This is a genomic window from Streptomyces sp. NPDC058674, assembly GCF_042716505.1.
Taxonomy (GTDB): Bacteria; Actinomycetota; Actinomycetes; order Streptomycetales; family Streptomycetaceae; genus Streptomyces.
Genome location: NZ_JBHXSC010000108.1, coordinates 1 through 14,309, shown reverse-complemented (window position 1 = coordinate 14,309; position 14,309 = coordinate 1). Strand labels below are relative to the sequence as shown.

The 14,309-nt window shown below is 73.2% G+C and carries 11 protein-coding genes; 4 read left to right on the top strand and 7 right to left on the bottom strand.

Annotation, left to right across the window (positions count from 1 at the left end):
- Positions 1-522: MFS transporter (locus ACFWU6_RS32475; protein WP_383984933.1), on the top strand; the 522-nt coding region annotated here is incomplete at its 5' end.
- A 63-nt stretch (positions 523-585) separates the two neighbouring features.
- Here ACFWU6_RS32475 and ACFWU6_RS32470 read toward each other — a convergent pair.
- Complete coding sequence (locus tag ACFWU6_RS32470) at positions 586-1,434, bottom strand: aldo/keto reductase (RefSeq protein WP_383984930.1); 849 nt, start codon at positions 1,432-1,434, stop codon at positions 586-588.
- Between the two features lie 302 nt (positions 1,435-1,736).
- On the opposite strand from ACFWU6_RS32470, the gene ACFWU6_RS32465 reads away from it, so the two are divergent.
- Entirely contained in the window at positions 1,737-3,023 is a 1,287-nt protein-coding gene (locus ACFWU6_RS32465; RefSeq protein ID WP_383984927.1) for a hypothetical protein, read from the top strand.
- A 119-nt stretch (positions 3,024-3,142) separates the two neighbouring features.
- Here ACFWU6_RS32465 and ACFWU6_RS32460 read toward each other — a convergent pair whose 3' ends face one another.
- Positions 3,143-4,240, bottom strand: coding sequence for a winged helix DNA-binding domain-containing protein (locus ACFWU6_RS32460; protein WP_383984924.1), 1,098 nt, complete (start codon positions 4,238-4,240; stop codon positions 3,143-3,145).
- 202 nt (positions 4,241-4,442) lie between these two features.
- On the opposite strand from ACFWU6_RS32460, the gene ACFWU6_RS32455 reads away from it, so the two are divergent.
- The gene (locus tag ACFWU6_RS32455; RefSeq protein ID WP_383806987.1) at positions 4,443-5,519 is read left to right on the top strand and encodes a helix-turn-helix transcriptional regulator; all 1,077 of its coding nucleotides are present in this window, start codon (positions 4,443-4,445) and stop codon (positions 5,517-5,519) included.
- Between the two features lie 47 nt (positions 5,520-5,566).
- Complete coding sequence (gene argG, locus ACFWU6_RS32450; protein WP_383806984.1) at positions 5,567-7,012, top strand: argininosuccinate synthase; 1,446 nt, start codon at positions 5,567-5,569, stop codon at positions 7,010-7,012.
- 145 nt (positions 7,013-7,157) lie between these two features.
- Here the strand turns inward: argG and ACFWU6_RS32445 are convergent, their stop codons facing one another.
- The 5 genes from ACFWU6_RS32445 to ACFWU6_RS32425 all read right to left on the bottom strand — a co-directional run bounded on the left by ACFWU6_RS32445 (position 7,158) and on the right by ACFWU6_RS32425 (position 14,102).
- Entirely contained in the window at positions 7,158-7,730 is a 573-nt protein-coding gene (locus ACFWU6_RS32445) for a GNAT family N-acetyltransferase (protein WP_383806981.1), read from the bottom strand.
- 131 nt (positions 7,731-7,861) lie between these two features.
- Positions 7,862-9,340: a branched-chain amino acid ABC transporter substrate-binding protein gene (locus ACFWU6_RS32440; RefSeq protein WP_383806978.1), complete on the bottom strand. Its 1,479-nt coding sequence runs from the start codon at positions 9,338-9,340 to the stop codon at positions 7,862-7,864.
- Between the two features lie 3 nt (positions 9,341-9,343).
- Positions 9,344-11,344, bottom strand: a complete 2,001-nt coding sequence (locus ACFWU6_RS32435) for a hypothetical protein (protein WP_383984936.1) — start codon at positions 11,342-11,344, stop codon at positions 9,344-9,346.
- 182 nt (positions 11,345-11,526) lie between these two features.
- Positions 11,527-12,753 carry an MFS transporter gene (locus ACFWU6_RS32430; protein ID WP_383806975.1) on the bottom strand — a complete coding sequence of 409 codons (1,227 nt, stop codon included), beginning with the start codon at positions 12,751-12,753 and terminating at the stop codon, positions 11,527-11,529.
- Positions 12,754-12,758: 5 nt separating this feature from the next.
- Positions 12,759-14,102 carry a peptide ligase PGM1-related protein gene (locus ACFWU6_RS32425; protein ID WP_383806972.1) on the bottom strand — a complete coding sequence of 448 codons (1,344 nt, stop codon included), beginning with the start codon at positions 14,100-14,102 and terminating at the stop codon, positions 12,759-12,761.
- Between the last annotated feature and the right edge of the window lie 207 nt (positions 14,103-14,309).

Here is a 14,309-nt window from a genome sequence, read left to right as displayed (position 1 = left end):
GCCCTGTCCGCGGGGGCGGCGACCTTGCCCATGGCCGTCGGGGCGACCGTCTGCGCGCCGCTGTCCGGCCATCTGGTCGGCCGCCTCGGAGCGCGGCCGCCGCTCGTGCTGGGCGGGGGGTTCATCACGGCCGGCGGACTCTGCCTGGTGGGGCTGGACCGGGACACCGGCGTGCCCCTGCTCATGCTGGCCCATCTGCTCATCGGCATCGGCTTCGGCTTCGCCAACGCCCCGATCACCAACACCGCGGTGAGCGGACTCCCGGCCCACCGCGCCGGCGTGGCCGGGGCGATCACGTCCACCGCGCGCCAGTTCGGCTCCGCGGTCGGCATCGCCGTGGCCGGAGGCCTGGTCGCGCAGACCGGTCCGGAGGCTCTGGCGCACGCGTCACGGCCCGGCTGGGTGCTGGTGGCGGCCTGCGGACTGTCCTTGCTGCTCGTGGCCCGCGCCGCGCAGCCGGGACGGTCCCGCGGGCTGCGAGCAGCGCCACCCGCCGCACCCCTTCGGGCGAAAACCGGATGAGACCCTGTTCCCCGCGCTCCGGAGGGAGCCAGGGTCTCTTCGGGCGCGGGGTGTCGGCGCCGGTCAGTCGTTCAGTACGTGCTTCCCCAGCCGGCTGACCATGGCGGGGTCGCGGTGGTCGAAGAACAGCGACGCTCCGGTGTCCAGCGTGGCGACGGCCGCCATCTCGTCGGCGGTGAGCTCGAAGTCGAAGACGTCGAGGTTCTCGGCCATGCGCTCGGGCCGCACCGACTTGGGGATGACCACGACGCCGCGCTGGACGAGCCAGCGCAGCACGACCTGCGCCACCGACTTCCCGTGCGCGGCCGCGATCCCGCCGAGCACCGCATGGGTGAAGAGGCCGTTGCGGCCTTCCGCGAAGGGACCCCAGGACTCGATCTGCACGCCCAGCTCGCCCATGAGCTGCTGGTCGGCTGCGCGCTGGTGGAAGGGGTGGGTCTCGACCTGGTTGACCGTCGGCACGGTCTCGTTGTGGTCGATCAGGTCCACGAGCCGGTCGCCGTGGAAGTTGGAGACGCCGATGGCCCGGACGAGCCCTTGGCGGTGAAGGGCCTCCATGGCACGCCAGGAGCCGTAGACGTCGCCGTAGGGCTGGTGGATCAGGTACAGGTCGAGGTGGTCGAGGCCGAGCTTGTGCAGCGAGGTCTGGAAAGCGCGCCCGGCCCTGTCCTCGCCGGCGTCCGACACCCACAACTTGGTGGTGACGAAAAGGTCCTGGCGCGGGATGCCACTGGACTTGATCGCACGGCCGACGGCCTCCTCGTTGCCGTAGGCGGCCGCGGTGTCGAGGGAGCGGTAGCCTGCGGCGAGCGCGTCGCCGACGGCCCGCTCGGTCTCCTCGGGCGGGATCTGGTAGACGCCGAAGCCGAGGACGGGCATCTCGACGCCGTTGTTGAGGGTGACGGTCTGCATGCGGGGGTCCTTGCGTCGTCGGGTGGGAGCGTGGACAGGGGGCCGGCGTCATGCCCCGGGAGCCCGGTACCGGTCGTACTCCACCCGGCGCGGGGCCTTCGGCGTTTCGTCCCTGAGGACTGCCCGCGCGGGGCGGGAAAAGCGCGGGCGCCGCCCCCGGGTCCCCCGAACAGCCGGGGAGGACGACCGCCACGGCCCACAGTCGCCCGGTGAACGGACCGTCCCGGCGGGCGCCACCGACCCGGCTGCGGCCGGGACATGGGTTTGCTCCGACGAGCTGCGAAGATCTACATTCTCGCCGCATGACTATGTCACGCAGGACGATCATCAAGGGTATGGCGGCCGCGCCGTTCGTCAGCGCGGCCGGCGCCGCCCTGGCCCCCGCCACGGCCCGGGCGGGCACCCTCATCCCCGCGCAGTTCAAGCTGGTCGAGCGGACGTCCAACGCCTCGGGCCAGTTCGCGGACCACATCGCGGACCTGGCGCGGGTCCTGCCCGCCGCGGGGATCTCCGAGGTCCTCGCCACCGCCAACCGCCCGGCGGTCCGGCTCACTTCGGCGCCGGCCGGTGTCGGCGCCGCCTTCTCGCACGGGTTCGCCTGGAACCCCGGCGACCAAGGCGCGGTCGAATGGGTCCCGCAGGGGATCACCACCAGCGCCGACGCGCTCGGCGCCGGCCTGTGGCCCGCGGGCGGCAAGCGGGTGGTCCTGGTGTCCTGGTACTTCGAGGCCGACACGAACGGGGACGAGGTGAACGAGTTCGCGGTCGACAAGGGCATCCGCATCAGCTTCGTCGACTACAGCTCGGCCTCCGCGCCGGTGTACCGGCACGTCCTGCTCGTGGAGCCCGTGCGCGCGGCCGACGGCACGGCCACCTACGAACCCGTCCGCAAGCACGCGGGCGGCATCGTGTGGTACGGGAACCTGCTGTACGTCGTCGACACGTACAAGGGGCTGCGGGTCTTCGACCTGGACCGGATGTTCGAGGTCAGCACCGGCCTTCCGGACGTCTGCGGGAAGCACACGGACGGCAGCCACCACGCGTACGACTACCGGTTCGTGGCCCCGCAGATCGCCGCCTACGACAACACCGGCACCCTGCTGCGCTTTTCGGCGGTCGGCCTCGACCGCGCGTCGAGCCCGGACAGCATCACCGTCACCGAGTACGCCACCAGCCTGACCGCCCCCGTCGTGGACTACTCGGGCACCGGGTGGAACGGCGACGGCACCAAGGTCACCACCCCCAAGATCGTGCGGTGGCCCCTCGACTACAAGACGCGCAAGCTCGCCTCCACCACCGCGACGGAGGCGGTCACGGTGAAGCAGGGGAAGATCCAGGGGGTGGTCTCCCGCCGGAACAAGCACCACCTGTCGTGCAGCGACGGGCCGTCCTCGCCAGGCTCCCTGCGGACGGTCGCCTCGGGCGCCGACACGCCCTCCACCATCGCCGGCCTCGACGTCGGCTGCGAGGACCTCAGCTTCCACAGCGGCACCACCGCCGACTGGGCGTACCGCGAGTCCGTGATCTGGAACCTGAGCGAGTACGCGGGCCGGCGGGCGGTGTACGCGGTCTTCGCCGACGGCTCCTGACGTACCGAAGCCCCTGGCGGAGGCTCCGTCACGCGGTCGGCGGGGGCGTCCAGCGCGGGTCGCGCCCGCTCAGCCCGACCGCCCGGTCCAGCAGCGGGGCCCCGTGGTCCGGTGCCCGGTCAGGGGGGCGGGGCGACCTCCACGCGCCGGCTGTCGCCGTCGCTGAGGAACGCGGCCAGCGCCTGCCCCTGTTCGGCCACCGCCTCGCGGTCGGCCGGGCGGAAGCCGCGCAGCGGGGTGACAACCACGGCGCCGTCCCTGACGTTCCAGGTCGCGGCGGAGCGGCCGTCGACCAGGACGACCCGGGCGCCGGTGACGGGCAGGCCGCGGTGGGCGTCGTCGATGATGCGGGTGCGGTCGTGGTAGCCGAGGACCGCGTTGTCGAACGACGGCAGGAAGCGCACCGGGGCGGGCGTGTCGGGGTCGGGGCGCGGCGCGTCGGGGAGGTCCAGCAGTTCCCGGCCGCGCTCGTCGCGGAAGGAGACCAGCTCCCCGCGTACCGAGGCGACCGCCGCCGGCAGTCCGGTGAGCCCGCACCAGGCGCGCAGGTCGGCCGAGGCGGCCGGACCGTAGGCGGCCAGGTAGCGCCGCACCAGCGCTTCGCCGACCGGATCGCACCCCTTCGGGGAGGGTGGGGCGATCTCGCGGCCCAGCCAGGAGGAGAGCGGGACGTTGCGCACTCCCCCCTTGGTGCGCCACAGCCCGCGCGGCGGTGTCTGCACCACCGGGACGAGGGCGGCGATCACCATCTCCCCCAGTGCCCGCGGTCCCGGCTCCGGCCAGCGCCCGGCCAGCGCGCGGGCGACTTCACCCGTCGAGCGGGGCTCGCCGTCGGCCAGGAGCGTGCGGCCCGCCGCCGCGAGCGCGTCGAGGTCCACGCCGTCGAGCTCGCGGCGGTAGGTGCCGAGGACGCGTCCGCGCAGCATGGTGTCGTGCCGGGCCCGCCAGGCCAGGGCGTCGTCGGCGGTGACGAGGTGGACCGTGCGGCGCATGAGGTGGGTGCGCACCACGGCCCGCCCGGTCAGCAGGTCCGAGAGGCCCGACGGGTCGAAGGCGTGCAGTCTCGACCAGAGCCCGACGAACGGCTCCTGCGGTTCCTGGGCCTGCATCCCGCCGAGGTGCGCGACGGCGTCGAGGACCGGTAGCCGGGCCCGGTCGAGCAGCAACTGGCGGGCCAGGGTGGCACGGTTGAGCGCCCGGGTGCCGAGGACGCTCACCGGGCCGCCCCGCCGCCCGCTCGTCGGACGTGGTCCTGGTCGCCGGTGTTCACCGGCTCGCGCTTCCTCATGGTGGCGCCGTTCTCCTCGGTTGCGGTACGTGCCCGGTCCTCGCCCGGATCTTCCTCGTCGTCCGGGATGAGAACGACTGTCCCGGCAGAAGAGGTCAGGAGGTGGCCGCTACCCGGGGCAGCATGGAGTCATGCCCACAACCTCAGCCCGCCTGCTGTCCCTGCTCTCGCTGCTCCAGGCACGACGGGACTGGCCCGGGGCGCTGCTGGCCGAGCGGCTGGACATCAGCCCGCGCACCGTACGCCGGGATGTCGACCGCCTGCGCGAGCTCGGCTATCCCGTGGTGTCCGCCAAGGGACCCGACGGCGGGTACCGGCTCGAAGCCGGCGCGGACCTGCCCCCGCTGCTGTTCGACGACGAGCAGGCCGTCGCCCTGGCCGTCGCACTGCAGACCGCCACCGCCAGCGGAGCCGGCATCGGGGAGGCGGCGGCGCGCGCACTGGCCACCGTCCGGCAGGTCCTGCCGGCCCGGTTGCGCGGGCGCGTGGACGCCCTCCGGGTCGTCGCCGTCGAGCGGCGCGCGGCTCGGCCGGCCCCGCCGGTGGACGGCGCCGTGCTGATGGCGCTGGGCGGTGTCGTCCACGCGGGCGAGGTGCTGCGCTTCGACTACGCCCCCGTCTCTTCCGCCGGGTCCGCCGGGGGCGCCGGGTCCGCGGGGGAATCGGGGGACGCCGGGTCGTGCGAGGGCGGCGGTCGCGGCGGGTCCGTTCCGCGCCGGGCGGAGCCCCACCACCTCGTCACCTGGGGCGGGCGCTGGTACCTCGTCGCCTGGGACCTGGACCGTGCGGACTGGCGCACCTTCCGTGTGGACCGGATCACCCCGAAGATCCCGACGGGGCCCCGCTTCGCCCGGCGCGACGTGCCCGGAGGCGATGTGGCCGCCTTCGTCGCCCGCCGGTTCCAGGGCTCCGACGGCCCGGGCGACTGGCCGTGCCGTGGCGAGGTGGTCCTCGGCCTCCCGGCCGCCGAGGTCTCCCCGTACGCGGCCGACGGCGTCGTCGAGGAGCTGGGCCCGGACCGCTGCCGGCTCGTCCTCGGCTCGTGGTCGTGGGCCGGCCTGGCCGCCACCGTCGGCAGGTTCGACGCGGACATCGAGGTGGTCGGTCCGCCCGAACTCCGGGAGGCCTTCGCCCGCCTCGCCCGCCGCTGCGCCCGGGCCGCGAAGGGCCCGCACCCCGCGCCGCCGCGCTCTCCCCGCGACGTGTAGCCGCCCCGTCTTTGCATGACCATGCATGGTGATGCATACTCTTGCCTATGTCTAAGGTCCTCACCTCCCTTCCCGCCGGCGAGCGCGTCGGCATCGCCTTCTCAGGCGGTCTCGACACCTCGGTCGCGGTCGCGTGGATGCGCGACAGGGGCGCCGTCCCGTGCACCTACACCGCCGACATCGGCCAGTACGACGAGCCCGACATCGCCTCCGTCCCCGGCCGCGCGAAGGCCTACGGCGCCGAGATCGCACGCCTGGTCGACTGCCGCGCCGCGCTGGTGGAGGAGGGTCTGGCCGCGCTGACCTGCGGTGCGTTCCACATCCGCTCCGGCGGGCGGGCGTACTTCAACACCACCCCGCTCGGCCGGGCCGTCACGGGCACCCTCCTGGTCCGGGCGATGCTCGAGGACGACGTACAGATCTGGGGCGACGGCTCGACCTTCAAGGGCAACGACATCGAGCGGTTCTACCGGTACGGCCTGCTCGCCAACCCGCACCTGCGCATCTACAAGCCCTGGCTGGACGCGGACTTCGTGACCGAGCTCGGGGGCCGCAAGGAGATGTCGGAGTGGCTGCTCGCCCACGAGCTGCCCTACCGCGACAGCACGGAGAAGGCGTACTCCACCGACGCCAACATCTGGGGCGCCACCCACGAGGCCAAGACCCTGGAGCACCTGGACACCGGCGTGGAGACCGTCGAGCCGATCATGGGCGTGCGGTTCTGGGACCCCTCGGTCGAGATCGCCACCGAGGACGTGACGATCGGTTTCGACCAGGGCCGTCCGGTGACGGTCAACGGCAAGGAGTTCGCCTCCCCCGTCGACCTGGTGATGGAAGCGAACGCCATCGGCGGCCGGCACGGCATGGGCATGTCGGACCAGATCGAGAACCGGATCATCGAGGCCAAGAGCCGCGGCATCTACGAGGCGCCCGGCATGGCCCTCCTGCACGCGGCGTACGAGCGCCTCGTCAACGCGATCCACAACGAGGACACCCTCGCCCAGTACCACAACGAGGGACGGCGCCTCGGCCGGCTGATGTACGAGGGCCGCTGGCTGGACCCGCAGGCGCTGATGGTGCGCGAGTCGCTGCAGCGCTGGGTGGGCGCGGCCGTCACCGGCGAGGTGACGCTGCGGCTGCGGCGCGGCGACGACTACTCGATCCTCAACACCACGGGCCCGGCGTTCAGCTACCACCCGGACAAGCTGTCCATGGAGCGGACCGAGGACTCGGCGTTCGGCCCGGTGGACCGGATCGGTCAGCTCACCATGCGCAACCTGGACATCGCCGACTCGCGCGCCAAGCTGGAGCAGTACGCCGCGCTCGGCCTGATCGGCACCGCGAACCCGGCGATCGGAGCCGCCCAGGCGGCCGCGACCGGGCTGATCGGCTCCATGCAGGAGGGCGGCGCCGAGGCCATCGCCTCCCGCGGCGAGGTCTCGGACGAGGACGAGATGCTCGACCGCGCCGCGATGGAGTCCGGCACGGACTGACCGGCTCCGCCGAGCGGACGGCTCGGCGCCGGGCACCGGCCCGCCCCCGCGGTGAGGGCGGGCTCGACACCGCAGGGTGCCGAGCCCGCCCTCACCGCTGTCCCACCCGTAGGGAAGCGACGGGAAGCGGCCGCTGCGGCGCCGTTCAGCCCAGGTCGAGGCGCATCAGGACGCGGGGGTGGCCGGCCAGTACCGAGGCGGTGTCCGCGGCATGGGTGAATCCGGCGCGTTCGAAGTTCTTCCGCAGCCCGGCGTACGCCATCGTCAGGTCGACCCGGGCGTCGCCGTTGTCGAGGGGGTAGGCCTCGATCACCGGTGCGCCCTGGGCGCGGGCGAAGTCGACGGCTCCCGTGATGAGGGCGTGCGAGATTCCGCGCTTCCGGTGCCCGGGACGGACCCGGATGCACCACAGTGACCAGACCGGCAGGTCGTCCACGTGCGGGATCTTGCGGTTGCGCGCGAAGGAGGTCGCCGAGCGCGGCGCCACCGCCGCCCAGCCGACCGGCTCGTCGCCGTCGTAGGCGAGCACCCCCGGAGGGGGGTCCGCGCGGCACAGCTCGGCGGCGTACTCGCCGCGGGCCGGGCCGCGGAGCTCGTTGTTGAGCTTGGACGGGATGCGGTAGCTCAGGCACCAGCAGACGTTGGATCCGGGCGACTTCGGACCGAGCAGGGCACGGACGTCGTCGAAGGCCGAAGCGGGGCGAACCTCGATGGTCATCCCGCCAGGGTGCCACGGAGCGCGGGCCGCACGACGCGGGGGCCGACCCGGCCCTCACGCCCCGCCCTCACGCCCCGCCATCACGGCCCGCCATCAAGGCCGCCCTCTCCCTCCGCCGTCGACACCGGCGCTCACTGCTGTTCGGGGGGTTTGCCGTCCGCCGCGGAGACCTCGACGAACTCGGCCTGGCCGTTGGCGGCGAGCCGGAGGATCGGGACCGCCTTGTTGCGGGGATTGCCGTTGTTCTGGAAGGAGATGAAGCCGCTCGCTCCCGCCACCTGCTGGCTGCCGTCCATCTGGTGGAACATCCGTGCCACCGCTTCGCCCGCGACCTTGCCCTGCCAGCGGGCGGCCATCTGGATGCCGTGCGCGGCGGTGAGCATCGCGTCGTGGCCCATCAGCGCCCCGCCGTCGTGGCGGGGGTCGTGGGGGAACCACTGGTCGAGGAGGCCGCCCGGCTGGAAGTTCTTCGCCGACGGGGCGGACACCGACGGCGCGGACGTGCGGTACATGTCCGGGTGGGAGAGCCCGGTGTAGAGGACCTCGACGCCCGTGGAGGCGGCGTGGGCGAGCTGTTCGGCCGTCAGGTTGGTCGTGTCGTCGCCGGCGAAGACGGTGTACTTCTGTTCGGTGCAACTGCGGTTGGACAGGGAGTCGAGGAAGTGGGTCAGGTGCCGGCCCCGGCCCGCGAAGTAGACGACCTGCGGATGCTGGAGGCACAACTGGCCCGACATGTAGCGCAGTTCGTTCTGCCAGGCGCTGCTGACGGAGGAGTCGTAGGTCATCCGTTCGGCCACCAGCCGGTGCGCGCCGCCGTCGTGGAAGGCCTCGGTGAAGGCCGTGCCGAGCGTGGAGGCGTACAGGTTGCCCTGAGCCACGTCCTGGATGACGACTGCGGTGCCGACTCCGCGCCGCTTCAGGTAGCCGGCGGCCGCGTACGCCTCGTCGACGTTGGTGGGGGCGACCCGGACGAAGTTGTCGATGCCCTGGATGTTGGTGGCGGTCATGGTGGCGCCGACCATGGCGATGCCGTTCTCGGAGAGCCGCTTGATGGCCGCGAGGTTCTCGTCCGTGCTGGGGCCGAGGCCCGCCACCGCGACCAGCCGGTCCGGGGAGCCCTTCCTGGCGATCAACTCGTCGACGGTGTGCCGCCAGTGCGCCGACCGGCTGCCGGCGTTCGCGATCAGCAGCCGGATCTTGGGGGTGGCCGACAGGTCGCCGCGGTTGTGCCGGTACTGGGCGAGGTAGGCGCCCTGCAGTTCGTGCCGCACCCCCTCCGCGGAGTTGCTGTCGTCGGCGGTGGTGGTGAAGGAGGTCAGGTAGGCGACGCTGACGTAGGGCTCCTCGTCCGCGTTGGCCAGGATTCTGTCGTTCTCCTCCCGGATCTTCTTGCGGACCTCGTCCAGGTGCGGGGCGAAGGAGTAGGAGCCGTCGGTGACCCCTACGCACTCGTCCCGTTCACCCCGTTGGACCACTCCCTCGGCGCACGTGGAGCCGCGTTCCTGGAGCCAGCCGACGCCCAGCCAGAGGGCGGCGACGAGCACGGCCGCGGCGGTGGTGGCCAGGGCGATGCGGCGCACGACGTGGAGCGGCCATTCGAGTCTGGCCACGGCTCAGCCCTCCCCGCCGGCGGTCTGGGGGTCGCGCCAGTGGCGGTGTCGCTCCGCCTCGTTGAACAGGGCCACGATGTCGTTCCTCCGCAGTTGTGACAGCTGGGTGAATCCGTCGGCGATCATGTCGTTGAGGCGCATGGCCGGGTCGGCGAGCGGGTCGCTCCACACCCAGCGGGTGGTCACCAGCGTGTGGATGACGGCTTCGACGTCCATGACGCGCTCGGTCCGGTCCGGGCCGAGGGCGGAGAGGAGTTCCAGCGGACCGCGGTCCGTCGGGAGACGGTTGGGGGCCGCGGTGACCGCGCCGAACTCCGCGATCCACTGGAGCGCCGGCACCGTGGCGAAGCGCCGGGTCAGGTGGGCGGTGACCTCATCGGTCCGGCCGAGGGCGAGCAGGTGGTACATCTCCTGGACGGGCTTTCCCTCGTCGCGGTAGTGCTCCGCGAGGAGTTCGTGCGCGGTGTCCCACGCGTCGGGGCGCCGGGCCAGCTTCCACAACAGCAGTCGCCGCAGCCAGGGATGGAGCACGGGGACGACGGTCAGCGGACCGGTCAGCAGCCAGCGGGACCTGATCTCGCCGAACAGGGCGTCGCCCGGACTGAGCAGTCGCGTGCCGACGGAGAAGTCCCGGGCGGCGGCGCATTCGGCGAGGGCGGCCCGTTCGGTCGCGTCGAAGTCGCGCAGGAGGTGGCCGAGGGCGGTGTCGACGAGGGTGGTGGTGCTCTCGCCGACGCTCAGCGGCCGGTCCGGGAGGGCGCGCAGCCAGCGGTCCTGCTGCGGACCCGAGTCCGGGGGCGGTCCGGACTGGCGCAGCGCGTCGAGGACCTGGTGGACGGCGCGCGGCAGGCCGCCGGTGAGGCGGTGTACGAACGGGGTGAGGCGGGTCAGGGGGGCGAGGTCGCTGCGGCCGCCGAGTTGCAGCTCGATGCGGATGCGCACTTCGTCGAGGTTGAGGTCGCGCAGGCGTAAGGGGTACCACCAGGTGTCCTCGCTGTCCCGGGTGGGCCGGTGGGTGTTCCAGTCGGCCAGCGAGGCCCGGTCGGGTCCGCGCAACTGCCAGGGCCAGGAGTCCCCGGTGGCGGGGCCCCAGCGGGGCAGCCAGCGGTTGGAGCTGGCGACGACGGTCAGCGGGTCGCTGGCGTGGCCGGCCACGACCGTCTCGTCGTGGCGGGCGCGCACCAGCAGGTCCAGGAAGTGCCGGCCGTACTCGGTGTGGGAGTTGTCGAGCAGGAGCAGGTAGGAGCGGGGCATGAAGTTGCGGGCGGTGTTGCGTCTGAGGTCTTCGAGGAACGCCGAGAAGAGGACGAGGTCGAGCCGCTCCTGTTCGGCCTCGTCCCCTTCGTGGCGCCACAGGTTGAGCTCGACGAGGGCCTCCATCGGGTCCCCGCTGCGGGTCATGGGGTGTTTGCCGTACCACTGCGCGCCGTCGGTGAGCCGGCCGCCGAGCCTGCCGACGAGCAGGCCGGGCATGCTGCGGCGGCCCCGCCGCAGGGCGTCCTGGAAGAGGGCGAGGGCTGCGGTGGAGGCGCCTTCGGGCATGCCGACCGCGCCCATGCCGACTTCGAAGAAGGCGGCGAGGTAGTCGCCGTGCCGGGCCTCGTTCTCCTCCTGGAACTGGTCCAGCTGCCGCTGCACCGCGCGCCGGCCCTCGGTGAGGCTGCGCATCCTCAGCTCCTGGTCGGAGGCGAGGAGGCCGAGACTGAGCAGCGGGAAGCGGGAGCGCCCGTAGCGGGGCAGTTTGCGTTCGAGTTGGCGGGCGAGCAGGCCCAGGGCGTAGCGGGGCAGCAGCGACTGGGCTCCGCCGAAATTGACGAACGCGAAGGGGTACTGGGGCCCGAAGTGCTCCATGAGGGCGCTGTGCGCCTCGCTGGCGCCGCTGCCGGGGGGTCCGAGCAGCATCGTGAGGGGGCGTTCGGCTGCCGGGGTCTCCTTGAGGCAGGCGTCGACCAGGGTCAGGATGCCGCTGCGGCCGCGCAGGCCCATGCCGATACCCGGCTCCATCACGTGTACGCCCCCCAGGCTTACGCTTCCGAGGACACGAGCGTGCCATCCGCTCGCGATCTCTGCCATAGGCCGGGTCTCCCCGATTCGCCGCGGGCGCTCGTCGTGTGCCGGCTTCCCCGGGGCGGGCCCGGCCGCCGCGGGACGGGAGGGCCCGGTCGCGGCGGCCGGGGCCCGCGCGGTCAGGGCGTCCGGTCCCCCAGGGCCGGGACCGGTTCCCGTGCGGGGCGCGGGGCCCGCTCGGCGAGGGCGCTCACCGCGGTGATGACCAGGGCGATGACCACCCCGCCGAGGATGGCCGTCGTCGGATCGGCCACCTCCAGGGCCACCGCGGACAGGGACGCCGTGAGGCTGTACCCGGCTCCCTGGACGGCGTACATCATCGAGTACCCGGCGGCGTGGGCGTGTTCGGGCAGGCGCTCGCGCAGGCTCAGGCTGCGCGAGACCATGACCCCGGACTGGAAGACACCGGCCGCCGCGAGCGCGATCGCCACGCCCGGCAGCCCCGGCAGGACCGTCACCAGGGCCACGCAGCCGGCCGTGGCGGCGAGCAGGACGAGGCTCTGCACCCGGACCGAGCCGGGCCAGGTCCGCAGTCCGTAGCAGAACGCGCCGGCCGCGCTCGCCAGGGCGAAGCCGGCGAGCAGCGGGCCCGACCAGCCCACCGGCAGGGACCGGTCCTCCAGCAGGGCGGGGAGGACCAGTTCGGCGGTGGCCAGCATCGCCATGGCGGCGGCGCTGGTCAGGTAGACCGGCCAGCCCGCCAGCAGGGTTCGCGTCATGGCGGGAGCCGGTCCGGCCGGGTCCTCCGCGGCCGCGGGGGCGGCCTCCGGCTCGGGCAGCAGCACGAGCAGGCCGGCGGAGAGGGCGGCGAGGACGGCTCCGAGCACGAGCGGGGCGCCCGCGAAGGCCTGGAGCGCCAGGACGACCACGAGGGCCGGCGCCGCGGCCCAGGTGATCTGGGTGAGGGTGGCCTCCGCGCTCAGCGCCCGCGGTACGGCGGACTCGTCCACGAAGCGGGTCAGCAGTGAGCGCACCCCGCCCGGGCAGGCGGCCGGGGCGCCGCCGGCGAGGAACGCGAGGGCGATCGGTACGGGGGCGGGCGCGTCCTGCGCGAGCGGGACCGCCGCGAAGGCGGCTGCCCCGACCAGCAGGCCGGCGGCCAGCTGGGGGCGCATGCGGTGGCGGGCCAGCCGCGTGCCCAGCAGCGGCGCGCCCACCACCTCCCCCAGGACGTACGCGGAGGCGAGCGTCGCGCCGAGGGTGTATCCCCCGGGGCTCTCGCGGCTCAGGAACACCATCGCGAGCGGCGCCATGGCCACCGGTGCCTTGCTGGTCAGCGCGACCAGCGCCCAGATCATCAGGTCCCGGGTCATCAGCTCCCGGTAGCCCGTCTTGCCCGCGGACACGCCCCTCAGCCCTTCGGGGCGAGTTCGGCGAACAGCCGCGTGACGCGCTCTTCGAGCGCCTCGGCGTGGTGCAGGCTCTCACCGACCACGCAGTACTCCCCGAAACCTCCGTCCTGGCTCCCGTCGTCGACCGTGATCAGCACTCCGGTCCGGGTGGTGTGGTCGTAGCCCAGGCCGGCGGCGGCCAGTGCCTCGACCGTGGCGGTGAATCCGGGGAAGCTGCAACGGCGCAGCTCGACCAGGACCCGGTCCTCGAAGTAGTCGCCGCCCACGACGCGCTCCCCGATGCGGTGGATGTGCGTGGAGCCGCCGGTGCGGCAGTTGAACTCGTTGATCAGGATGTTCCCGTCGGGAGTGACGATCGCGTCGATGCTGACGATGCCCCGGTAGCCCACGGCGTGCAGCGGGGCGCACAACTGCCGGGCGGCCCGGAGGAAGTCCGGGAAGGCGGCGAGGTCGGCCGACGGCGCGGGCACGATCAGGCCGTTGAGCACCGGCTTCATGCGCATCTCGCCGTGGCCGGTGAACTCGACGCCCGTCTCCTCGACGCGCAGTTCCGCGTAGATGGGGACCGACTGCGGGACGTAGTCCTCGATGACCACCGTGTTGCGTCCGCCGTCGGTCAGCCAGTGCCACCGGTCCGTGAGGTACTTGTCGAGCTGCCCGCGGTCGGCGGCGACCACCGCGCGCTGGGCGCCGATCGGATCGATCCCGGGCACCGGGCTGACGATCTCGTTCCCGAAGCCGGCGACGTGGAAGTCCTGCTTGAGGATGGCGGGTCGACCGCGGCCCAGCAGCCGGTCCCACAGGAAGTCGGCCGCGTCGCCCTGTTCGGAGAAGACGCCGCCGCGCGGTACGGGCACCCCGGTCCCGCCGGCCAGCGCCCGGAAGGTCGCCTTGCTGTTGAGGAGCCGGCCGCCGCTCTGGTCGAGGAAGCCGAAGCCGGGCGTGGCCCCGTCCAGGCCCAGTGCGCGGGTCAGGCCGGCCACCGTGCTGTCGAAGTGGAAGGGGAGCACCCGGTCCACCCCGTGGGAGGCGACCGCGTCGCGCAGTTCCCGTACGAAGGCCTCGTCGCCGAGCCGGTCGCGGGAGAGCACTCCCTCGCCGAACCGGCCCTGCGGGGGGACGAGGACCTGTACCGAGGACCGGTCGACGCCGAGCCGTTCGGTGACGTAGCGCAGGAAGTGCTCGTCCGCGGCGACGGGGAGCACGAGCACGTCCCCCTCGCCGAGGAGCCAGGCCATGCGCTGGGCCTGGTTGCCGACGTAGCGGCGGTATTCGGGGGTGAGCAGATCGAGGTCGCCCACCATCTCCTCGGTGCGCTGGTTGCTGATGATCAGGGTCGGCATGGTGGCATCTCTCGTTCCTCGGGAGCTCTCCGACGGACGCTCGCCGTTCTCACGGCCCGGTGCGGCCCGGGGCGGGCCCGGGTGCGGCCCGCGCGGAAAGCCCGGTGGATTCGGGCCGTCCCATACTGCGTTCGGCTTTCCGTTCCTGGCCACTGCGTGAACGAGTAGTGCGGGGCGGGACATCAGGACTACCCGAGCGGGTAGTCC